This is a genomic window from Fulvivirga sediminis (assembly GCF_016757215.1).
In the GTDB taxonomy this organism is placed as follows: domain Bacteria; phylum Bacteroidota; class Bacteroidia; order Cytophagales; family Cyclobacteriaceae; genus Fulvivirga; species Fulvivirga sediminis.
Genome location: NZ_JAESIY010000004.1, coordinates 276,625 through 300,896 on the forward strand (window position 1 = coordinate 276,625; position 24,272 = coordinate 300,896).

General features: G+C 37.7%; 19 protein-coding genes and 1 tRNA gene. 6 read left to right on the plus strand and 14 right to left on the minus strand.

Going from position 1 to position 24,272, the window contains the following annotated elements; genetic code table 11:
• Window positions 1-51 precede the first annotated feature (51 nt).
• Together JL102_RS08920 and JL102_RS08925 are read right to left on the minus strand one after the other, a co-directional pair.
• A tRNA-Ala gene (locus JL102_RS08920) sits at window positions 52-128 on the minus strand.
• A gap of 51 nt (window positions 129-179) precedes the next feature.
• Window positions 180-650, minus strand: coding sequence for a C40 family peptidase (locus JL102_RS08925; protein ID WP_202244041.1), 471 nt, complete (start codon window positions 648-650; stop codon window positions 180-182).
• Between the two features lie 110 nt (window positions 651-760).
• Here JL102_RS08925 and JL102_RS08930 point away from each other — a divergent pair, with 110 nt between their 5' ends.
• The 3 genes from JL102_RS08930 to asnB are packed head-to-tail and all read left to right on the plus strand — an operon-like array spanning window position 761 to window position 7,739.
• The gene (locus JL102_RS08930) at window positions 761-3,688 is read left to right on the plus strand and encodes an FAD-binding and (Fe-S)-binding domain-containing protein (RefSeq protein WP_237390523.1); all 2,928 of its coding nucleotides are present in this window, start codon (window positions 761-763) and stop codon (window positions 3,686-3,688) included.
• 37 nt (window positions 3,689-3,725) lie between these two features.
• On the plus strand, window positions 3,726-5,834 hold the full coding sequence (locus tag JL102_RS08935) for an ATP-binding protein (protein WP_202244042.1): 2,109 nt from the start codon (window positions 3,726-3,728) through the stop codon (window positions 5,832-5,834).
• Between the two features lie 6 nt (window positions 5,835-5,840).
• Window positions 5,841-7,739: an asparagine synthase (glutamine-hydrolyzing) gene (gene asnB, locus JL102_RS08940; protein ID WP_202244043.1), complete on the plus strand. Its 1,899-nt coding sequence runs from the start codon at window positions 5,841-5,843 to the stop codon at window positions 7,737-7,739.
• A 20-nt stretch (window positions 7,740-7,759) separates the two neighbouring features.
• Here asnB and JL102_RS08945 read toward each other — a convergent pair whose 3' ends face one another.
• From JL102_RS08945 to JL102_RS08995, 11 genes are all read right to left on the minus strand, one after another.
• The gene (locus JL102_RS08945; protein ID WP_202244044.1) at window positions 7,760-9,034 is read right to left on the minus strand and encodes an OmpA family protein; all 1,275 of its coding nucleotides are present in this window, start codon (window positions 9,032-9,034) and stop codon (window positions 7,760-7,762) included.
• 74 nt (window positions 9,035-9,108) lie between these two features.
• Window positions 9,109-10,395, minus strand: a complete 1,287-nt coding sequence (locus JL102_RS08950; RefSeq protein WP_202244045.1) for an OmpA family protein — start codon at window positions 10,393-10,395, stop codon at window positions 9,109-9,111.
• 98 nt (window positions 10,396-10,493) lie between these two features.
• Window positions 10,494-12,848 carry a penicillin-binding protein 1C gene (pbpC, locus tag JL102_RS08955; RefSeq protein ID WP_202244046.1) on the minus strand — a complete coding sequence of 785 codons (2,355 nt, stop codon included), beginning with the start codon at window positions 12,846-12,848 and terminating at the stop codon, window positions 10,494-10,496.
• A 130-nt stretch (window positions 12,849-12,978) separates the two neighbouring features.
• Entirely contained in the window at window positions 12,979-13,428 is a 450-nt protein-coding gene (locus JL102_RS08960) for a GNAT family N-acetyltransferase (RefSeq protein ID WP_202244047.1), read from the minus strand.
• Window positions 13,429-13,463: 35 nt separating this feature from the next.
• A complete protein-coding gene (locus JL102_RS08965; RefSeq protein ID WP_202244048.1) occupies window positions 13,464-13,925 on the minus strand; it encodes a DUF3592 domain-containing protein in 462 nt (153 codons plus the stop codon).
• A 228-nt stretch (window positions 13,926-14,153) separates the two neighbouring features.
• Window positions 14,154-14,624, minus strand: a complete 471-nt coding sequence (locus tag JL102_RS08970; protein WP_202244049.1) for a hypothetical protein — start codon at window positions 14,622-14,624, stop codon at window positions 14,154-14,156.
• 411 nt (window positions 14,625-15,035) lie between these two features.
• Complete coding sequence (locus JL102_RS08975; RefSeq protein WP_202244050.1) at window positions 15,036-15,299, minus strand: hypothetical protein; 264 nt, start codon at window positions 15,297-15,299, stop codon at window positions 15,036-15,038.
• 438 nt (window positions 15,300-15,737) lie between these two features.
• Window positions 15,738-15,908 (minus strand): hypothetical protein, encoded by a 171-nt coding sequence (locus tag JL102_RS08980; protein ID WP_202244051.1) that lies wholly within the window; start codon window positions 15,906-15,908, stop codon window positions 15,738-15,740.
• Between the two features lie 19 nt (window positions 15,909-15,927).
• Window positions 15,928-16,392, minus strand: a complete 465-nt coding sequence (locus JL102_RS08985; RefSeq protein WP_202244052.1) for a hypothetical protein — start codon at window positions 16,390-16,392, stop codon at window positions 15,928-15,930.
• Between the two features lie 227 nt (window positions 16,393-16,619).
• Window positions 16,620-18,935, minus strand: a complete 2,316-nt coding sequence (locus JL102_RS08990) for a hypothetical protein (protein WP_202244053.1) — start codon at window positions 18,933-18,935, stop codon at window positions 16,620-16,622.
• A complete protein-coding gene (locus tag JL102_RS08995; RefSeq protein WP_202244054.1) occupies window positions 18,932-19,933 on the minus strand; it encodes a hypothetical protein in 1,002 nt (333 codons plus the stop codon). The genes JL102_RS08990 and JL102_RS08995 overlap by 4 nt, the downstream gene beginning before the upstream one ends.
• Window positions 19,934-20,067: 134 nt before the next feature.
• Between JL102_RS08995 and JL102_RS09000 the strand changes: the two genes are divergently transcribed.
• On the plus strand, window positions 20,068-20,547 hold the full coding sequence (locus JL102_RS09000) for a glutathione peroxidase (RefSeq protein ID WP_202244055.1): 480 nt from the start codon (window positions 20,068-20,070) through the stop codon (window positions 20,545-20,547).
• Window positions 20,548-20,918: 371 nt separating this feature from the next.
• Window positions 20,919-21,851 (plus strand): right-handed parallel beta-helix repeat-containing protein, encoded by a 933-nt coding sequence (locus JL102_RS09005; protein ID WP_202244056.1) that lies wholly within the window; start codon window positions 20,919-20,921, stop codon window positions 21,849-21,851.
• A 64-nt stretch (window positions 21,852-21,915) separates the two neighbouring features.
• Here JL102_RS09005 and JL102_RS24000 read toward each other — a convergent pair whose 3' ends face one another.
• Window positions 21,916-22,989 (minus strand): adenylate/guanylate cyclase domain-containing protein, encoded by a 1,074-nt coding sequence (locus JL102_RS24000; protein ID WP_202244057.1) that lies wholly within the window; start codon window positions 22,987-22,989, stop codon window positions 21,916-21,918.
• A gap of 550 nt (window positions 22,990-23,539) precedes the next feature.
• Here JL102_RS24000 and JL102_RS09015 point away from each other — a divergent pair.
• Entirely contained in the window at window positions 23,540-24,100 is a 561-nt protein-coding gene (locus JL102_RS09015) for a hypothetical protein (RefSeq protein ID WP_202244058.1), read from the plus strand.
• Window positions 24,101-24,272: the final 172 nt, after the last annotated feature.

Genomic DNA, 24,272 nt, shown 5'->3' on the forward strand with positions numbered 1-24,272 from the left:
GATAAAATTAGATTGGATTGACTCGGAGATGATAACTCCCGTTAAGAAAATTGGTGGAGGATACCGGATTCGAACCGGTGGCCTCTACACTGCCAGTGTAGCGCTCTAGCCAACTGAGCTAATCCCCCATCTTTCAATTTCCTTGTAAAAGGAGTGCAAATATATTAATATTTTAAATACTAAAAAGGTCTTCTAGCAGTAATAAATCTTTTTTTATAATATTTTGTCTCCAAGTTACTTTCTACCACCCCTAATGAGGAGGAGCTATGGATAAAACGTACTGTTCCTCTCCTGGAGTAAGTGACTAAACCAACATGAGTTATCTTCCTCCTTTTTTTGCCGGTGGCAAAGAAAACGAGGTCTCCTTCTTCGATCTTGTTTTTACCCACCTTCTTACCAAGCTCGCTCTGCATAGCTGAAGTTCTGGGCATATTAAACCCGATGGATGAATAACTATTATAAAGTAGTCCTGAACAGTCCATTCCTCCTCTGGTGGTTCCTCCCCATTTATAAGGAGTACCTATAAAACTTTTTGCAGTTTTAATTACAGTCTGAATTTTATCCTGCCTAACTTTAGCCTTTCTGGCCGATGCACAGGAAGAAAGAAAAATGATCAAGGCCAACCAAATAACGATGCGGTTCTGCTGCATTTATATGGTATAGTTTAAAAAATTTATTTTTCCTTTAACTTAAATGGTTAAGATCTTTTTACAAAAGACAAAAGGTTTTAATTTTCAAAAAAAATAATTTACCAAGGAAGTTGGACACGAAGATAGATTTTACTGCATTAAAAGCTAAATTTGAGGGTGAATTTTATACTGATGATACCATGCGGACATTATACGCAACGGATGCATCAGCTTACCGAGAATTTCCACTGGCAGTAGCCATCCCCAAGCACAAAGAAGATATTAAAGCGCTAATCACTTTCGCGCATAAAAAACAAATACCACTTATTCCACGTACGGCTGGTACATCTCTGGCTGGCCAGGTTGTAGGAGCCGGTATAGTAGTGGACGTTTCAAAAAACTTTACCAGGATACTTGAGGTAAACGAAGCAGAAGGATGGGTAAGAGTAGAGCCGGGTGTAATCAGAGATGAACTGAATATGCACCTGAAGCCTTATGGACTGTATTTTGGACCTGAAACCTCCACGGCCAACAGAGCCATGATTGGTGGAATGATAGGTAATAACTCTTGTGGCTCCAACTCTATTGTATATGGTAGCACCAGAGAGCATCTTATTTCGGTAAAGAGCTTTCTATCTGATGGCTCTGAGGTAGAGTTCGGCTCTCTTAGTAAAGAGGACTTTGAGTTGAAGACGGCGCAGATAGATCTTGAAGGACAACTATATAAACATATAAAAACCACGCTTTCAAACCCTGACATCAGAAACCAGATAGAAGACAACTTCCCTAAAAAATCAATCCAAAGAAGAAATACGGGGTATGCTATAGACTTACTCAAAGATCTGTCTCCATTTGTCAATAATGGTGAAGACTTTAACTTCTGTAAGCTTATCGCCGGATCAGAGGGCACACTGACCTTTATTACAGAGGCCAAATTAGCACTTCAACCATTACCAAAACCGCATCAAGGGCTTCTTTGCATTCATTTTGAATCTGTATACGAGGCCTTAAAGGCAAACCTTACCGCTCTAAAATATCAACCCACAGCCTGTGAGCTAATGGATAACTATATATTAGAGTGTACCAAAGAAAATGCAAACCAACGGCAAAATCGATTTTTTGTTGAAGGAGATCCTCAAGCTATTCTTGTAGTTGAACTAAGAGAGGACAGCGAAGAAGAAATGCAACAAAAGGTTTTGGCTCTTACTGAGGAGCTGAAAGCCGAAGGCTTAGGGTATCACTTCCCTTTAGTAACAGGGGCTGACACTAAAAGAGTATGGACACTAAGAAAGGCTGGCTTAGGCCTCTTAAGCAACTTACCTGGTGACGCCAAGCCCGCTCCTGTAATAGAAGATACGGCGGTAGATGTAAATGATTTACCTGAATATATCAATGACTTTAATGAAGTGCTTACCAAGCACAATCTTTTTTGTGTGCATTATGCTCATGCAGGATCGGGTGAGCTACACCTAAGGCCTATTTTAAACCTAAAAACAGCTGAAGGACACGAGCTATTCAGAACTATACTGGATGAAATAGCCAAATTGGTAAAAAAATATAAGGGCTCTTTAAGTGGTGAGCATGGGGATGGAAGACTGAGAGGAGAGTTCATACCCTATATGATTGGAGAGGCCAATTATCAATTACTCAAAGACCTCAAAGCGGTATGGGATCCTAATCATGTTTTTAATCCTGGAAAAATAGTAGACACCCCGGCCATGAATACTATGCTAAGGTATGAGGCTGGCCAGGAAACAAGGTCATTTGATACCACTTTGAATTTTGATCAATTTAAAGGATACCTTCGTGCGGCTGAACAATGCAATGGTTCTGGAGATTGCAGAAAGACACACCTTTCAGGAGGAACCATGTGCCCATCGTATATGGCTACTAAAAATGAAAAAGACACCACCAGAGCCCGGGCTAATATATTAAGAGAAGTGCTTACCCACTCAAAGAAAGATAATCCTTTTGATAGTGCTGAAATAAAAGATGTAATGGATCTATGCCTTTCATGCAAAGGCTGTAAGTCAGAGTGTCCTTCTAATGTTGATGTGGGGAAGCTGAAAACTGAATTTCTGCACCAGTATTACAAATCAAATGGAGTGCCTTTTCGCACTAAGCTGATATCAAGCTTTTCTGCATTAAATAAATTAGCCTCTTTTGCTCCATGGCTCTATAATTTCACCTTTACCAATAGCATTACTTCACCCATTGCTAAATCGCTTACAGGCTTTGCAAAGGAAAGAAGCATGCCTCTTTTGCATAAAAAATATACATTAAAAAAATGGCTAGAGAAAAAGTTTACTCCATCAGCCAACCTAATCAATGGTCATGTATATTTATTTATAGATGAGTTCACTAATTACAATGACGTAGATCTGGGAATAAAAACCATACAACTCCTGGATAAACTCGGCTATAAAATCAAAACTATTGAACATGAAGAAAGTGGAAGAACCTACTTATCTAAGGGCTTATTAGATGAAGCTAAAAAAGTAGCTCAAAAGAATTTCGATATATTCAAAGACATCATCACCGCAGATGCTCCTCTTATAGGCATAGAGCCCTCCGCCATTTTATCCTTTAGAGATGAGTACCCTGATCTGGTGAACCCTGCTGAACGTAAAAAAGCACAAGATCTAGCCAAAAATGTCTTAATCATTGATGAATTTCTTGATCAGCAAATGGCTTTAGGTAAAATAAAATCAGAATTATTCACTGATAAGCCTGCCCTAATAAAGCTTCATGGACATTGTCATCAAAAGGCTTTATCATCTCTAGTACCTACTAAGAAGGCATTATCCCTACCTAAAAATTACCAGGTTCAACTAATCCCTTCTGGCTGCTGCGGCATGGCTGGCAGTTTTGGGTATGAAAAAGAACATTTTGATATTTCCATGAAAATTGGTGAGCTAGTACTTTTTCCTACTGTAAGAAAGCAACCTAAGGAGGTAATTATTGCAGCCAATGGCACTAGCTGTAGGCATCAAATTAAAGACGGGACTGCAAGAAAAGCAATGCATACAGTTGAAATTCTTTATGATGCACTGATATAGAAATATATTTTTTTCTATATTAAAGAAATTTGTCTCGATGAAAATAAGAATACTATTCTTAATATTATCATTTTTTTGCTTTACGGTTGCTAAATCACAGGACAGTACTGTTATACCTGATTTCATATTAAAATCTGAAGGTAATAACGAACTTCAAGTTCATCATTATTTTGACAGCATCCAAACTACCCAGGATTCTGCCTTGCTTACAGAGATTTATAACGGACTGGAAAAGCATAGCAACAAAAATAATTGGCCTTTACTACAAGCTGCATTGTATAAAAGCAAAGGGGACTTATATTTTGCTAATCACAAATTTGCAAATGCAATTCATATCTACCAAAAAGGACTGGAGATATGCCAAAAGAATAAATTAGAGCTAACTCAAGGGCTTATTATTTTTAGCATTGCTCAGGTATATGAAGCTATTGATAAAAAACCCGAGGCACTTCAATCTCAAATGAAAGCCTATTCTTTGTTAATTAAACATGATTCGGAATATGCTTATAACAGCCTTTCTCATATGGCCAATATTCATTATAATTCAGAAAATTATGATGAGGCCATTGAAATAGGCAGACAAGCCCTAAATCTGATAGAATCATTACCTCCACACCAAACAGACTATTCCAAATACATCAGTGTACTAAACACTATCGGCATAGCCTATCGAGAGAAAAACATTCCTGACAGCGCTATTTTCTACTTAAACCATGCTGCAGTCTTAGCCAAAGAAAAAGGCTATGAATTCTGGGAAGGATTAGCACTAGGCAACCTTGGCCTAATGTACCTGAAAATGGAAAAAATAAATATAGCCAGAGAGCTGATTTTAAAGGATTACAGAATAAGTCTTAATCATGATCAAAATAGAAGCGCCATAAAATCGGCCATTGAAATTGGCAAGATGTACCAAACAGAAAGGAATTTCAATGACGCCAAACATTACTATGATACGGCGAAATACCTTATTGACAATGAGATTATTCAAAACAAACTCCCGCTATATGTAAGACATGCCAAAGCCTTAGCCTCTTGGTATGAAGCGCAAAATGACTTTGTTAATGCCTTCAAGCTACAAAAGCATTACATCGCTCTGTATGACAGCCTAAACACTCAGGCCATACAACTAAAGCTAGCGGAAATCAAAGCTACTAACGATTTTGACACCCAGGTAAATGCTATAAAGCTACTCACCAAGAATGGTGAATTGCAGAAACAAAAAATAGAAAAACAGAAACTGATAATTATTGCATCCATCTCCTCCCTGCTTTTTATAATTACCACCGCTCTGCTTATCTACCGACAGCTGATACTCAAGAAAAGAGATCATCTTATTTTAGAAAAACATAGAGACAAAATAGAAGCCCAAAACACCGAACTAGAAGCCCAAAGTGAACAACTAAGTCATCAAAATAAGCTCATTCAGCATATTAATACCAACTTAGAGCAAGAAGTTCAAAAGCGTACTATAAAGCTTAAAAAACTGAATGAGGAATTAGACACCTTCATATATAGGTCATCGCACGATATAAGACAGCCGATTGCCACCATATTAGGCCTAGAAAATATCGCACGTACGTATGTGAATGATAGCAGGGTACTAGAGGTGCTTTCAAAAATAAAAGCTACCGCTGCGAGCATGGATAACATGTTATGGAAGCTGCAAATGAGCTATTTACTCAACCATGATCATAACCAGCTGGCCGAAATACAAATAACATCCTTCTTACAGGGAATAATTAGTATATACCATGATTATATCTCCCATAAAAAAATAACCTTAACCACTCAAATAGCGTCATTTACTATAACCAATAACCCTGAGCTCCTTAAAATAGTACTGAGAAACGTCGTTGAAAATGCGTTGCATTTCTGTGATGAAACCTCTCCTGAAGTAGAAATTACAGGATATGAAAAAGAGGGGGAATATATACTAAGTATCTCAGACAATGGAGAAGGAATTAACCCCAATCAGGTAGAAGATATTTACAAAGCCTTTTATAAAGCCAACACCAAATCACAGGGAAATGGCTTAGGTTTGTACCTCACAGCCAAAGCTGCTGACATTCTAAATATTAAGATTGACGTTAACACTAGCTTTGATAAAGGCACTACATTTACTTTATCAATTCCTGTAAAAGTTTAAGATCTCATGTGTGGTATTACTGGTATTTACGCGTTTAACATGGTCGGGCGAGTGAGCATGATTAATGTGGCTAAGGCCACTTCTGCTTTAGAAAAAAGAGGTCCTGATGTACAAAACACTTACAACGATCATTCCGTAGCCTTAGGCCACAGAAGATTATCTATTATAGATCCTACTCCCGAAGGGCATCAACCCATGTTTGACCAGTCTGGCAGATATGTAATTGCTTTTAATGGTGAAATATTCAATTTCAAAAGCATCAAACAAGAACTGCAAGCGCAGGGACACACTTTTCGCTCCCAGACAGACACAGAGGTACTGCTTCAGCTTTTCATTAAAGAAGGTAAAGACTGCCTGCAAAAGCTCAATGGTTTCTTTTCTTTCGCCATTTGGGACACACAAGATAAATCTTTATTTATAGCCAGAGATCGCATAGGCATCAAGCCACTCTATTATATGATGGATGATGACAGGTTGCTCTTCGGGTCAGAATTGAAAGCTATAGAAGCTTATGGCATAGACAAAGAGCTGGATTACACAGCGCTCAACACCTACTTGCAGCTTAACTATATACCTGCTCCAAGAACCATTTTCAAAAATGTTAAAAAGCTAATGCCGGGTCATTATATAGAGCTTACTGCGGAGCGTTTTGAGGTAAAGCCATACTACACCATACCTTCGCCGTCTAACGATAACGAGGCGACAAGCTATGAAGACCAAAAAAACGAACTGAGTCAACTTTTGGAAGCATCTGTACAAAAAAGACTAATGGCAGATGTACCTTTAGGCTCTTTTCTCAGTGGTGGAATAGACTCCTCTGTAGTGTCTACTCTAGCAGCCAGGCACAAGCCAGATTTGCATACTTTCTCGATAGGCTACCAAGATGAAAAATTCTTCGATGAATCAGAATACGCCCAGCTAGTAGCTAAGAAAATAGGTACAAACCACACCGTATTCTCTCTTACAAACCAGCAAATGTATGCCCATCTGCATGACATTCTAGACTATATGGATGAGCCCTTCGCAGACAGCTCAGCCATAGCGGTTTATGTGCTCTCTCAGGAAACCAGGAAACATGCCACTGTTGCCCTTTCCGGTGATGGGGCAGATGAGCTGTTTGCGGGATATAACAAACATGCCGCTTTTTTTAAAATAATTGAAGGCGGAAAAAAAGCTGAATGGGTTAAAAATCTTGGGCCAATATGGGGGCTCATGCCTAAATCAAGAAACAATAAAATTACTAACCTATTCAGACAACTGCACAGATTTAGTGAGGGAATGAAGCTAAATAGCCAGGAAAGATATTGGAGATGGGCTGGGTTTGCTTCAGAAAGCGAGGTGAGTAAATTATTAACTCCAGCAGTTAAAGGCAAAATAAATCAAGAAGAGTATTTAAGCTTTAAGAATGACATACTCCAGCATTTACCCGAGAAAGAATCGATCAATGATATTTTATATACTGATGTAAAATTGGTGTTGCCAGATGATATGCTTACAAAAGTAGACCGCATGTCTATGGCTAATAGCCTTGAGGTAAGGGTTCCTTTTCTTGATCATGAAGTAGTAGAGTTTGCCTTTCGTATACCTCCTTCTTCTAAAATAAATACAGATATTCGCAAACGCATACTTCAGGATACGTTTAGAGATATTTTGCCCCAAGAGTTATATAACAGACCAAAAAAAGGATTTGAAGTTCCACTCTCCAAATGGCTACGAACAGACATGAAATCTATGATTACCGAAGATTTACTAAACGAAAAGTTCATTGCTGATCAAGGTATTTTTGACGTAAAGGCCATAAAATCATTAAAAAAACAGCTATTTTCCAGTAATCCCGGAGATGCCCATGCCAGAATATGGTCTATTATTGTGTTTCAATGGTGGTGGAAAAAATACATGTCTTAATGAGGCTCTAATAATTTTTCTTATTCAGCAAGGATCTCTACTTCTACCCGTACATTTTCTTTTGCTTGAGGACTATTTTTATCATAAAGCATGCGTCGGCCGCCCCATGCCTTTATCTCCACCCTTTCTTCATCAATACCTTCTTTTAAAAGGTACTCCTTTATTGTGAGTGCTCTTTGCTTAGATAATTCCTTGGCGGAGCCGATGGACTCTTTGTTTTGATCATTAAGACCAAAAAATTCTGAAGAATTCCCTTTAGAAATTATTTTACCTGGACTTCTTCCATTTGTATGGCCATGGATTTTGATTTTATACCCATCATTCTCTTTTAACATTTCCAGCAAGCTATTTATTTCATATCTGGACTCAGGTCGCATCAAAGCAGCATCTTTATAAAAATGAACATTAAACATAGTGACGATATCACCAATATGATAGCGCACCAACTCAAAATTCACCACGTAGGCATCAGATCGCAATTCTATATCTTCAGATAAGGTATCCTGTAAAGGGTTATAATAATTAATCTCCTTTTGCTTCTTCCTATATCCAAAAATATCGCACAGTAATGTTATTTCTCCACTTCCGTTTTCCGGATCTGACAATGATATATAATGACCTCCATCTTCCTTTCTTAGCAGTTTGGCCCTTTCCGTATCAATTATTTTAATTTCACCTTCCACATCAGCATGGTTCCTGCCATTATAAAGGTTAATCAACAGAGGATAGTGAGAAAGACTGAGTGAGTCACGATCCTCTTCCCTGTCAGCAATATCAGCATCTGCCTTATTTTCATTCATCATGGCTGCCGAATCAGTCACTTGCTCTGAATTTTCATCTTGTTTTTGCGATTCACTAGGATCTAATTGATCAATAAGACTTGTAGGCTGAGACTCCTTTGTTTCTTTACTTACTTCTTCCTTAGCTCTAGCTTGATCATCCTTCCCTGGCCCTGTTTTACATACAAAAACCCAGGCATCATTAAAGGACGTAGTCTTTCTAGTCTCATACATTTTATCTAATGAAGCCTTAAAGTTTTCTGAATAGTGTATATATACAAATAGCAGATTCTTTTTGGCGTTATAGCCATATTGTCCATCAACACCTGATTTATTCACTTCATTAACAAAGTGTTGGGCAAGACCTTCCTTCTTAGGTGAGTAAGCTCCGATAACCACATAATACCCTTGAGACATTTCAAGCTCGCCTTTAGTCTGAGTAGACTGAGCATGCGCTAAAAAAGAAGAAGCAAGCATACAGAACACGGCTAACTTATTTGGTGAAAAAAATTTCATTAGGGTAGAATAGATTTAATTCCGATAATATTGGAAATATTATTATCAAAGCAAAGTATTATTTCCAATATTAATTAATCATGAGTGATCTCAACCTCTACCCTTACATTTTTATAGGCCTGTGCATCAAACTTATCATAAAGCATTTTTTTCCCTCCCCAGCCTTTCACTTGCAACCGGTCCGGATCAATACCTTGATCTATTAGCCAATGCTGAATAGTACTAGCTCTGTAAAAAGACAACTGCTTAGCACTTCCTTTAGTCTCCTTATGATCATGCCCTAAACTAAAGTAATTCTTATTTTCCTCATCCAGATAAATAATCTTACCCATTGAATTTCCATTAGTATGGCCATGGATAGTCACTTTTCGGTCTTTATTTTCATTGAGCATTTCCAGTAGACTGTTCAATTCAAAAATAGATTCGGGTTTCATAATGGCAGCATCTCTATAGAAATACACATTGTACATTATGAGAATATCTCCCTTTTTAAAACGCTGCAATTCAAAATTAACGATAATTGAATCGCCTTCCGTTTCTACATATGCTTCGGTAGAATCATTAACTGGATTATCAAGATAAACCGTATGCTGTACTTTTTTGAAACCAAAAATATCTGTTATAAGCTGTATTCTTCCTGAGCCATTTTTAGGGTCTCGTAATTTAACTAACTCATGCGCTTTTACTTCGTCTAATTCCTTTAACCTTTCAGGATCAATAATTTTCACCTTACCCTTTACTTCCTTATAATTTTTAATATTTATAGTATTTAGATATAAGTAGTAATAACCTTCTTCTGGAACTAACTCAGTAGACTTAGGTTCAGCTTCTTTTTTCTTTGATCCAAAATCCGTTATTTGCTCTTCAGGAACTGACATTGGCTTGGCAACTTCACCTTCCTCCTTCTGCGTACTACTACTACTACTACTACTACTACTACTACTACTACTAGGCTCTTCAGCTTTGACCTTTAAAGGATTATCCTCAGAAGGCAACATTGTTTCGGAGTGCTCATCAAAACTTCCTGTAAAGACCCAAACATCCGTAAAATCATACATATTACGCACCCTATTGGCCTCACTTATAGCCTTTTGTTTATCATCAGAAGAAAAAACGTAGACATAATAAAGATCCCTATCTACCCTCTTTTCGTAATGGGCAGATAAATCATTCTTCGAAGCATAATTGACTAGCTTTATGGCATTTTTTTCATAACTAAAGGCACCTATAACCACATAACTAGTTTCAGGATCTGTCTCGGAGCTTATGTTAGCTTTTAAGTTAAATGAACAAAGCAACAGCAGCGTTCCTAAATACAGGGGGGTAAATTTTGACCTCTTAAGATATTCCTTCCAAACCATTGCCAATTTTCAAATGGTACCTTATTAAAGATAACAGATAAAAAGTTTAATTTAAAATGAAATAGAACAATCTATTAATCAATTTTTTACATAAAAGATTATTCTGATATCACCTTAAAATGTCTGGTTAGCGTTTCGCCTGCTTCGTCTACAATGGTTAGTGTGTAATCTCCAGCTCCCGGGTTAATTGACATTTGATGAATTCTTTTGGTCTCTCCAAGATACTGATCATTCAAGTGCCAGTAAATTGTAGTTTCAGGCCTTCTATGCGCCACTTCAAGAACAGCACTTCCCGGACGGCTGTCTATCTCCCGAGGAATAAATATCTCTGCATTCGCCTTTGGATAAATAATTTCCATGGCCTGCCTTCCTCCCTCTTCAGCCACACAATCACTTCTAAACGGCGGTAATTTCTTATACGAAGGGTTATTAGATCTATAGTAATATTCCTGTACAGGAGGAAGCACAAACCAACTTACATGCTCCATATTATTCACTGATTCACAATTAGAATTAACCCTATATCCATTATGATCTAAATGTATTCGATGATGAAAAGGACATGGCGACAGGTTTTGACCAGCAGATAGCACCTCGACCTGATCCACTACAGGGCATGCTTCTGAGGCTTGATAACCAGATACACGGCATATTGGCAGTGTTACCATTTCAGATGAAGGAGCTTTGAACCATTCCGTTTTAGGCAATAAATCAAATATATCGAACATAATGGGAGCTGCCGCCTCCACACCTGTGAGTCCGGGTCTACCTTCACCATCCGCATTACCTACCCATACTCCCACTACATAGTCTGCCGTAGTGCCTACCGCCCAAGCATCTCTATAGCCAAAGCTGGTACCAGTTTTCCAGGCTATCTTTTGCGATGATTCAAAGAGCTGCCAAGGACCTTCATCAACAGGGCGATAAACTTCTAACATAGCCGTTAATGTATGATAAATAGAGGCAGCACTCAATTCTCCAGACTTGGTTCTCTTCCCTTCCCTTTGCTCTTCTATATAAGTGAGAGGCATAAAATTATTTGTAGCATATTTATAGCTATCAGTATGTTCATAAAAGTTGCCTAACGTTCTGGATAGACCTGCATACATTCCTGAAATATCCCACAAAGTGCCTTCTGCCCCACCAAGGGCAAGTGACAGACCGTAGTGGTCAGGAGAGTGAGTGAGGGTGGTCATACCTAGTTCTTTCAGAAGAGAATGAAACTTCTCATACCTGTACTGCCTCAGGAGCTGTACAGCAGGTACATTTAAAGACCGGGCCAGGGCCCTATCAGCAGGAACGGCACCGTCATAGGTCTTGGAGAAATTTTTAGGAGCAAAGCCGCTAAAGAAAACAGGAACATCAGGGACGAGCATTTTAGGTAAGAGTTGTCCCTCATCCATCATAGCAGCATATAAAAAAGGTTTAAGGATACTGCCCGTACTTCTGGGCGCATTAATTACATCTACCTGACTATCATGACTGGCACCTGCCATAGACACATTACCCACATAAGCCAACACCTGCCCGGTACGTACATCAGCTACCAGCGCAGCTGCATTATGCACTTCATTTCCCTTTAAATGGCGGTAATGTGTTTGTAGAATTTGTGATACTCTATTCTGCAACCCTGTATTGATAGTGGTATTGAGATTTTGCTGAGCCTTACCATCATTAATAGCCCTGGTAAGCAGGTGCGGAGCCTTTTGAGGCAGAGGTAATGGCTCTTCCGGAATAGGCTCAGCCATTGCCAGAGAGCATGTCAATTCATCAATTATACCACCATCTCTTAGTTTTTGTAATAGTCTATTTCTCTTGCCTTCAAGATCATCTCTATTTCTTCCCGGGTGTATAAGGGCCGGACTATTGGGTAAAACTGCCAGGAGAGCAGCCTCCCCCCAGCTAAGTTCATCAGGCTCACGATTAAAGTAACGCCAGGTAGCTGCTCTAAGCCCCACCACATTACCTCCATAAGGCGCATGCGAAGCATATATAGCCAGAATTTCCTCTTTTGAATATTTCAGTTCTAAACGGGTAGCCAGTACCATCTCTATCACCTTCTCCCAAATGCTTCTAGGCTTATCTTTACGACTCAGCCGCATTACCTGCATGGTTATGGTGCTACCACCACTAACTACATGGCCTGCATTTATATTTTGCCAGGTGGCACGCACCATAGAAAAGGGATTTACTCCAGGATGCCAATAAAAGGACTCATCTTCAAAATAAGTAACGGCAGTAGCGTATTTGTCTGGCACAGAATCTAGCGCGGGAAACCTCCATTGACCATCAGGAGCCACAGAAGCCGATAAGAGCTGGCCATCCGCTGCAGTAAGGACAGTAGAATAAGGATCGCTAAAAAGCTTACTAGGTAGAATAAGACTATATGCTACCAATAATACTACAATGCCACCAATCCAATAATACTTGTACTTTTTAAAATGCCGCTTCACGGGCACAAATGTAGGCCAACCTCCTTTATTTCAAAGTGCCTATAATGAATAATTTAAAGAATGAATAGGGTGATAATCTCTTCAATCGCATCTCACTAAAAGCTATAATCACATGGATTATGCGAAATAACTAGAGCTTTTTCTCAAAACATCTACTATTATCAACACCTATATACTGTCCATAATTAGGGATCGGTGAATAACCACACTTCTCGTATAATCTTATTGCTTCAGGTTGCCTTACACCTGTTTCCAGCACACACTTTTTATAGGAAAGCTCTGCCGCCCACTTTTCCAGTTCACTTAGAATTTGCACTGCTATTCCTTCTCCTCGGCATTCGGGAGCGGTAAACATCCGCTTCACTTCCATAGTAGAATGATCAAACTCTTTAATAGCACCGCAGGCTATGGGCTGGTCATTTTTATAGGCCACCAATGCATATTTAATGCTATCAAGCTTGTTATATTGATCATAAAATGCATGTTCATCTCCATCTCTTACCGCCAGATCAGCATCTAAAATGGATACCAAGTTTTTAAATGCTGCATCAGAAGCACCAGTTCTAACTATTTTAATCATCTTAATATATTAAAATGAATAATAACATATAATACTCACTTCCAATCACTTAATCCATAAAACTCTGGAATAAACACACACTTAGGGTTTCCAGGCAAGTAATATAAAGTAACTTTATATCCCACCCTGAGATATCTCTTATATGCCGATCTATACTCTGTTAAAAAGCTCTTTCCATCAGCCTCATATCTGAAATTATATTCTTTTACAACTCTAGAATTATGCTCCAAGGAAGTATTTGTAATAGAAATAACCCTTGCTATAGTTTTATGACCATTTTCCAAAACCAAGCAGCCTCTTTTCATTGTCTTTATTTTACGATCTAAGAAAAATACGGCTAAACTTATAAAAATAAAGCTCCCAAGACATTTAGGCTCTAATAATATCAAACCTGCAAAAATCATTACGACTCCTCCTAAAAGGAACATTTCCCCTATTATATATGGAGGTTCATGAAAATATATTTTTAGTTTTTGTGTTTTTGTCAATTTATTCATTGATACAATTCTATCCGTTCCTGTTTTAGCTTTGGACTAACATCCGCTACCTGATAAAACGGTAAAGATATAGTATCCTTATTTTGAGCCTTAGCAACAAAAACATATAATAAATCAAGCGTAAAAAGTAATATAGTTTTCATTAAAGTATCCTTTTTTAGTCCATAATAACATAAACTAAAAAAGGTACATAAAATCTTAATATTTCGTCAGTAAGCTAGCCTGCAACTACTTCTTGAGTACAATCTCTGCTTTGTCGATTTTCAGGGTAGGATTTTCTGAGGTCACTAAGATGGCCTGAAAGGTATAATTTCCTGCCTCTTCTATGGTAAGGTTAGCATTTCTCCTGGTAAACCCCCATTCTGTTTTTCCTCCCAATTGCACTTTACTTTCGTTAATAGTCATATCGCCCTCAAAGGGATCGATCTCCATACCGCCGAACTTAGCTCCGTCTTTCAAAACTTCCATCCTGAAGCTCATTACCACATCACCTTCATATTCTACGTCTATATCAGACCAAATACTGAGTTCATCACCTTTTTCTAAGTCGAGCGAAGTTTCCTTAATAAGTAGATTATTATCATCAGTACTTACTTCATTCACGGGTATGCGTGCCACTTCTTTTCCAGTAAGGGCATCACAACCTGCTAAAACCAGTACAAGAAAAATTATAGAGAGGGCTTTAAAAATCTGTTTCATATTATTTGCTTAAAAAAAAGCAAAATTAGTATTCTGCAAAGGAAAAACAATTTAACAGACATCATTTTAAAAGGGTGTCATTTCTTCAAAAAAATGACACCATGTTGCTTTCCCTCACAATGATTATATAATAATATATTTTCAAATCCTTCTTTCCCGGAGCCTGCCATGAAAAAACACTTGGCAATGAACATCCGGACATCAACTGAATAGCTACCCATAAAGAAAAGGCTGGAACTGAGTAGTAATCACCAGAAAGGTGTTTATATACATATATATTCTGCTGTGCAATATACCCCCTCTTTTCCCCATTAATGCCAGCATTCCCGCCACGCAATTAGGCGTAGACTGCACAAAATCAGTAGGCATAAGCGTTCCTTCGTTATAATCTCTAATCTAATTTAAGAATCTCTATGAATGCTCCACACTACCATTGGAGGAGGCAAATATTATGACTTCTATATCTTCATTTTGATCCATGAGAGGCATACCAGTAGCTACGCTCATACGTACTAAACGGCTCATTCTTCGCAAAAGCTCCATTGGTATTATGCCTTTATAATCTGGTTCTCTAGCCAGGGGCCAGGATTCCGTATAAAATTTAACCTCTTCAGAAAATAGCGCTCCAAAATAAGTCTCCTTAGGTGAAATGCACAATGTATCTCTAATGAACATACTACTCAAATTTTAGAAAAAATCAATGAAGAGCAATTCCCTCCAAACCCAAAAGAGTTAGTAAGTACATGCTTCATCTCATACTCAGATTGGTAATTCATTACCGACTTTAAACCATACACTTGTATAGGGTTGTCTCAGTAAAGGCTGGGGTACAACTCATTATTATTCATAGCCAATAAGCTAAAAGCTGCCTCAATAGCTCCTGCTGCCCCAGCGTATGTCTGGTATAAGTTTTGGTATATTATAAAGCGGGCACTTGCTCTTCCAAAACCTTGTGCATGCAGGCCTGCTCGGTAATATCATTATTAGGAGTGCCGGTGCCATGGCTGACTGAGAAGGAGAAAGGTACCAGGGCTGGTAGCCAAATATGATAGGTTCATACTCTTTCCTATGGAGCGAGTAAGGAGCCAATTTACAAGGGCGCTCAAGCACTGTTTAAGGCATAGCATCAAAAAAGGCGGGAGAAGTCCATGGAAAGGGGAAGTCATCTTGAGGTTTAACCTTAACCCTCTCAATGTTTACCCCCTTAAATGGCAATAAAAAGTTATCCAATATACTATCTAACTGGCCCGATTGGCTATAGCTGATAACGAGGATGTTCTTCATTTAAGTAATAAAAATTACTCTAATCTATCAAATCCTCAGCTTTTAACACAGTAGATTGTTTGGCATAGTCTTTAATGTACCCCTTCAAATCTGCATCCAATTCAGGATAGCCCCTTAGTATTAAAGCTTTATCCTCCTCTATTTCATCATTATAGTTAAGAATTCCCGGCACATGTTCCTGAATAGTTAATCTCAAAAACCTATATTCCACATTAGCATTACGACTTTCAATAGCATCTTCAAGTAATTCTCTACCTTCTTTAAAATGGTCTAACTTATTCATAGGTCCATTCACCAATCCGGCTTTGGTCATTAAAAGAGTTCCTTTATAAGCTTTTACATCATTTTCATCTCCTTGTAAGTTAGAAAGGGCATGATCGATTTTCTCCAAAGTACCCTCATTAAGCGCATTAAAGACTACTGCTCTACTGCTAGCAAAGAAAAAAAGGCTGGTCAAAAATATAGTGGATATTATTTTCATCATTTTTAAATTTTAGGGTTATTACCTTTTTATTACACAATTATTCGTCCAAATGCTTTTTGCTTTTATCAGAAAACAAGAAATACAGCTATAAAGACACTATAAGCATGGCTATTGAACATAATTTAACCAATTTCCATCCTCTTACAAACTGTAGCCCGTGGAAAAAGCCCCACATTCTCCCCTGAATCAATAAAAAAGGGAAGACCTGCTTCCATTATATCAGTGATTTACAACGAGCTATAATATCTAAAGAAACTACACTCTTCAATAATTTCATCATAAAATTGGGTGTCTTTGCATTCGTTTTTCAACCTTCTGAAGCTTCTTTTGTATGGCGAAGTTTCTTCATTAACTTCTCCTTTATATCCTCCCCAATGCCAGTTACTTTTTATTTCATTATACATAGCATTGAGCTCACATTTGGCCATTAAATAGAGGCAACGAGCATTCAGTTCTTTGTCTGTAGAGTTCTCTATCACTTTCTCATAGTAAGCATATGACTTTTTAGAGAGCTTCATATTCACATCATAATGGCTATCAAGGTCGAACAGGTTATAGCCTTTTTTAGAATCTATAATTTCTGAAGCTCTATTCTTATCTTGATAATCACTTAAAAAGTAGTTATAGTGACAGCAGTTGCCGCTGCCAATGAGTAAACCTCTATAGTAACCAGAATTAGAAACGTTATAATAAAAATTACCCAATAAATAAAAGGCCAACTTTCTCTTCCATTGTGCAGTATTATTCTGCGCCATATCCTCCAGTTTTACCAGGTAATCGGCCAGTTCTGCTTTTGAAAAATTACTTTCAATAAAACTAAATGGAGAGGCCAGGTATACAGAATCTTCCATTATTCTATTCTCAGAGCAATCAAAGCACTCCGTTATATTATTACTAAAAACTTTTGCAGGCACCTGATAAGACACCCTATTATCACCCTCATTAACCTGAGACGCATTGAGCCATGTATAAGCTTCTTGAGGGTTGGCTTTCTTCAAATAGTAAAGTCCTTTTATATACTTCATATATTCAATAGGCGAGTAATCTCCTTCTATTGTAGACGACTTCTTCATTAGCAGCTGCTCAAAGCCATTCTTGTGAGGTTTCTGCATAAAAGCCAGAATGTCATCTATCAAGGGCAGAGAGGCTATAAGACGCACATCTTCTATATCATTATGCATGAGGTAAGACTGAGCCAACCTCCCTTCTTTATAATACAAATGAGATACTTGATCTTTGATGAGATATTTCCATGAAGGATCAGTGCCCCAATTCTTAATCATCTCTTTTTCCATAAAAGAGGTAAGATACTCCTCACGATCAGCATTCATTTTATCCCAGGAAAACACTTCATATACCTTGGTTAGCACATTTTTCTGATCGTTTAAACCGCTGCTGCTACTAACCTTTGATAGTTGATTTTGAGCCTCTTTAACGTCTCCTTTACAAAAAACTAGGTATGACGCAGCCATTTGCCAGAATGCCTGATTCTTAATTTGTTCGTTTTGCTTGGCCTTACTGGCGAAGGCTAAAAGATTTTCTAATGTCTCTCCCCCCTCTTCCGAATATGGAAGTGTCATTTCTCTAACCCCAATCTGAGTAGGCCATATCTCTCTTTCCAAATCATTTAAGGCTCTCATAAATATGAGCTCTACCTTCTCATCATTTGGCACTACCTCATATAATCTATTCAGGGTTTCCATATTTGCGCCCATACTACGTACACCTGTTATGGTAATATAGGTAGCTTTGTCCTGATCATCTTTAAAAAAGGATTTACCTTCTGCACCCTTCCATGTACAGTACTTATAGCTAAGGAAAGCAGATGTTTTACGGTCTATGCTATTATTAAATACATCTATGAAAAAATAGGCCGCTTTTTCATATTGACCTAATGAGTAATAGCATCCAGCCACCTGGTCTTTTGCGTAATAGTATAGTTCTGATTTCTCAACCTGATCAGCCACATGCTCTTCATAAAAATCTACGGCTTCCTGATACTGAGATCCATAATGAAAAGCACGAATGATTTGGTATGCATATCTGAGTTTAAGTTGCTCATTTTGAGTACTGGCGTATAGCTTACCTCCTTCTTCAATCAACTCAGCAGTATTATTGCTACCGCTCTTCATTATATCACGGTATTCCCATGAGTTACTCCTTCTGTCTGCAAAAGTCGCACTGCATTTGCGAGCATAGGTCATATAGGTTTTTACCTGAAGATCAAGATCAGATTTATGCATACCCCACAATGCTTTGAATTCGGGGTCTGTAGCATGAAAGGTTTTTCTTATGTCTTTCTCAGTCCACTGTTTCAGAAGTTGCTGCCATAATCGCACATTACCTTCGTGGTATTCCTGAGTCCAGTGAGCTTTATAAAAATCGTTCTCATCTTCTCTCAAAAAGGGATAATAGGCTTTGGCCGAAATATTTGTCTGCTCAAACAGATTATAAAAAAAGTAAAGGTCACTTTCTGGGCCCCAGCCACAACTGAAGACACTGGTGTTCAATAAAACCAGAATAAATGTTAATGTTTTTCTCATAGTTGATCTGCCAAAGTTCTAATATCCATATTGTTTACAATATCGTCATCCAGATGATAGAAAATAACTCCTTTTATTTTGAGTTGACTCTCCTTAATCTTATGGTAAGCACGTAATATCTCCTCTGTACTCACCTCTTCTAATTTCACTTTGTAACCAGGAGTAAGGTAAAAGCTGTGAAACAGAGTATCTTTCTTTACTTCATACAAATTATCATCAATCTGTTCAAAATAAGCGGATCCTGAATGAAAAGCATCTTTATCTACATGGTTTATTAATCTGATATTATTAGCCTTGCTTTTAACTACCATCTGTGAAAAAACAGGTAGTGCTAGTTGCAATTCCATAGGGTAATTGGTTGCTGAATTTATATAATTAGCCACTGTTTTAGATTCTAAAATGGAATTTTTACTATCATCATCCAGCTTGCCCATATTGTACAACATCAGCACACCTTCATCAACCGGAGGCACACCTGTTTTGTTTGGATACTTTATCTGGTGTAAACGTATAGTAGCACTTAAACGGTAGTATTTTTTAAGCTGAGTGAGCAACTCAAAGTACTTATATCTAGTCGATGGCGTCCAGTCACAATCTATTTGTATATGCTCCAAGCGTTTACCAAAATGATGGTTACTTATCTCGTCAGTGAGTTTATGAATACGATCGGCCAGGGTTGATACATCAGACTTTTTAATGGCTTCATTGGTTATAAAAACCACAGGTATAATGTCATATCTCAGATAAGCACTGTCTACCTGCCGCAGTACGTACACCGGATACAGTCCATCATCCTGCCCAAATTGCTCTGCCACATCATCCACATCGAAATAATGAAGAAATATGCGATTGGCATTAACCTCATTAAGTGTTTTTTTTATAGAATTAGTGTACTCTGCCTTGGCCTTCCAATGATAAAAGGCCACCTTCGGCTTATTAGGCTGATTGCAAGAAAGCAATAAGCATACACACAATACTACTAATAATATCCTCCTCATTGGCTCTATCTGATTTTAAAAGGCATAATTACCAATTAATTGAGAGCTAAGAAATGATACTCAGAAAAATATATATTCAGTTAATTTTAACTATATTTACCTCGTGCACGATTTAAAACTTAAATGAGAGCCCAATGGAATTTTACGATCTAAAAGCTGAAACACCTCAAGGTAAGGAAATACCTATGTCTGATTTTAGAGACAAGGCCGTTCTCGTGGTAAACACAGCTACTCAATGCGGTCTTACCCCACAGTTTGAAGGCTTAGAAAAGCTTCATCAAACCTATGGCAAAAAGGGACTCGTGGTTCTGGGCTTTCCTTGCAATCAGTTTTTAAGTCAGGAGCCATTAGGCAATGATGAAATGGAAGAAGCCTGCAAGATCAATCACGGAGTTACTTTTCAGCTCACTAAAAAAGTAGACGTGAATGGCTCTAATACACACCCAGTTTTCAAATACCTAAAAGATACTCTTGGGGGTACATTAGGTAAAAAAATCAAATGGAATTTCACCAAGTTTCTTATTACTCCTGAAGGAAAACCATTTAAACGCTATGCTCCAACCACTAAGCCTGAAAAAATCGAAGATGACATTAAGCAAGTACTAAAGGCTTAAGCCCAAGTACACTCCTATCTTACTGATCCTTAAGAGCATAATAATGTAGCAAGGCCAAATTATGCTCTAGCGTATATAAACATAACCAGATTATGTATGTATAACCGTCCCTACACATCCATTCTTTCGCTAACGAAGTGATTTTATTTCAAAAAGTCCAAAAAGCAGCAATCTAAAAACCAAAAAATAAATATTTCAAGATTTTCAGCTCTTTATTTTCATAGCAAACGATTTTTATTTTATGTTTTTTTAATAATTTCAATAATTAAATCCGTAAACTATTCTATGTAAGATAGTCCAGAAGTATGTTTTGTACTTATCAAAGATTTTTACGAAGCTTTGCCTAAATTTTCAACCTAAATTCAAATACAATGAAAAGACTACAGTATTACTTTTCACTATGCCTTATGGCATTGGTTATGGTATCATGTAATCATGATGAAGTAACACCAGAAAACGACAACCAGGAAGCTCTTTCTGCTCCTGATAATTTAGAAGCGATAAATAAGAAAAACTTAGCCATTCTATCAGATGCCTCTCAATCGGCTTCTGTTTACGTAAGCGATGAATCTTCTTTAAGGAATGCTATTAAAAATGCACGCCCTGGAGATATTATTCATGTAAATGGTACTATCAGACTCACTAAAACCTTAGAGTTAGCGAATAGCGGTACCTCCAGTAACAAAATCAACTTTACTGGCGGAGTACTTGATTGCTCTCAGATACCCTCAGGCTGGGGTGTAAAGGTTAATGGTAGCTACTGGAACATCAGCTACATGACTATAAAGAATTCACCTGACTGTGGATTAGTATTCCAACATGGTGGCTACAATTGGGTGTATGAAGTGACAACTCATGGAAACAGAGACTCTGGACTTCAGATTTACAATGGATCTCATCATAACAGTATCAACTATTGCACTTCTTATGACAACTACGATGTGGGCAATGGAGGTGAAAATGCTGATGGATTTGCATGTAAACTTTCTGCTGGCCCTGGCAACAAGTTTGACCACTGCTGGGCAGAAAACAACTCTGATGACGGATGGGACCTATACGGCCAACCTTATTCTGTAACCATCACCAATTGTACTGCCAAAAATAACGGCTACGGCTCTAACGGAGACGGCAATGGTTTTAAATTAGGTAGTGCCGGACAAAATGTACCACATACTGTTACCTATTGTACTTCTGGCAATAACTTGGCCGCAGGATATGACGGCAATGGTAATACAGGCCACATTACCACCACTGGCAGCGGAGGTTATGGAAATGGAAAAGGCCTTTGGGTAAGAATTTATTAATTACTCAAAGTTATAAAATAGAAGAGGGCTACTTAATAGTAGCCCTCTTCCATTTATTTTAAGTTTATTTCTGCTTTATAGTAAATATTTTCACTTCATTTGACTTTCCTTTTAATGAAGTTTCAGCTACAAAACAAACATCATAGGCTTCATTATCTCTAAAAGCATTAGCCACTTCTTCTGTAACTAGCAGTGGACAATTATAATAATTACAAAGATCTTGCACTCTGGACGCCGTATTAATTACATCACCATGATAAGCCACCTCTGACTTAAGCTCTCCCACTTCTGCCACCGTAATCATACCCATATGAAGTGACGCCTTAAAAACGGGACAAAGGCCGTATTTCTTCGTGTACACTTTATGCTTCCTTTCCAGCAATTTCTGAAAACTAAAGAAGACTTTAAGGCAATTCGCTGAAGACAGACCATGCTTACTCTTCCAGGTTAGCACTGCTTCATCTCCCACAAACTGATAAATAGAGGCATTATACTCCATCACAATTTCAGAAAGATCTCGAAAGCTATCTTGTAACAAACTGCTAAATTTCAAATGTCCCAGCTGCTCTGCAATGGATGAGGAAGACTGTAAATCTAAGAACATAAAGATCCTATCTTCTTCCCTCGGATGCCTGTACTTGCCTGTCATCATATTGTATATCATGCCTGGCCCCACCCTTTTATCAAATTGTAAGATAAAATCCATAATAAGAGAAGCTGAACTAATGAAGAGGCATAAAGAGAAAAAGCTCCAAGACCATAAGAAATTAGCTATAGCGGCAATATTCTCTGCGCTAGCATTTAAATAAAAAACCAGCAGTATGGTGACCATAGCTAGTATAACCAGCAAAATAAGTATTGCAAAACGATAAATACTGTTTACCAAAAAAGATTTACTAATGAATAGCTTAGGGTAAACGAAAGATTCAAGTGAGCCCAGGGTTGTGCCTATTATTAACCCTAATACGGCTGCTTGAGCCAGCATATTATCAAAGCCAATAATATAAGTAAGCTCGCTCTGCTCTGGAAAACGGCCAATGTGCAGATACCGCACCACTACATACAAATCTGCCACACAGATCCAGTAGATGATAATAACCAGTAGCCTTTGCAATTTATATCTAATGATAGCTCCCACTCTTCAATTTTTCTTTTTTGATTTGAAACGCTTATCTCAGCCGGCACAAACCTACACATTCAAAGTTTAGCAAATCCCTTTCTCAAAGAAGTTATAGATTTTAAAGCACATAAATAATGAGCTAACACAGTATTCTATGTTTCTATGCCAACGAAATAACCCATCTAATTCTAATTATCACGATAAATATTATTCCACCTCACGGCTAGTATCAGCTTCACCTCACAGGCATTATTAACCGAATGTTACCAGATTTTCATTTTGAATTTGGTCTAATTCCCCAATAAATATTGGGCGATTCATAGCATCTCATTTTTAGCGAACTGGACTTTTCTCCTAAGTCAATATTCTATTTTTCTGACTATAATTTTCATGAAAAATAATATTTAAAACAATGATAACAACACCGCATTTAGGAGGCATCCCATTCATAAATACATAATAATTAGATGAATATTGAATAAACACCTAATCCGAAAATACTTCTCACATTTGCATCGAAATAAAATTTCAAACAACAACAGAAACTCAAAAAACAATGATAAAAGCAATGAAATTAATAGCTGCTCTCCTAATAGTTTCGAGTACAGCTTTTGCAGGTAGAGAATTAGATAAATCTATGGTGAAGATTTTCTTTTCTCCCGATAAAAACGTTTATACGCTGGCCTATAAAGGCTCAGATTCCAAAAAGGTATACATAGAAATTATTTCCCCTGAAGGAAAAACGATATTCTCAGAATATATAAAAGCAGAAGGGGCATTTAACAGACCTTATAACCTAAAGGAGTTGCCTGCTGGGGATTATATCATAAAAGTAAAAGACCGTTCTGGGGTTACTACAAATACCATCCATCACGGCACTAACAACGTTAATAAAACGAAGAATTTCATAAACTTAAAAGCCAAAGACCTAAAGTATCAGCTTACTATAGTTTCTCCTGAAAAAACGGCAAAAGTACGTATCTTAAAAAACGGACAGCAAATTTACTCTGCCTTAAAAGAGACCACAAATGGGTACAGCGAAATATTCAATTTGGAGAAGTTGGACCCCACTCAGCAGTATGAATTACAAGTAATAATAAATGATGAAGTGAAATCTTTTTCCCTATAATATATTTTAGTTTCCTCGATTTAAAGCTCAGGCTCCCATAGGCCTGAGCTTTTTTGTACTTAGTATGAAATACTCTTTGTGAGCTAGTTTTTGTATTTGGCAGCATCCATGAAAGAGACTTGCTTCCAACAAAGGATTGGATTGGTTTTATTTAATTATTTAATTGAATAGT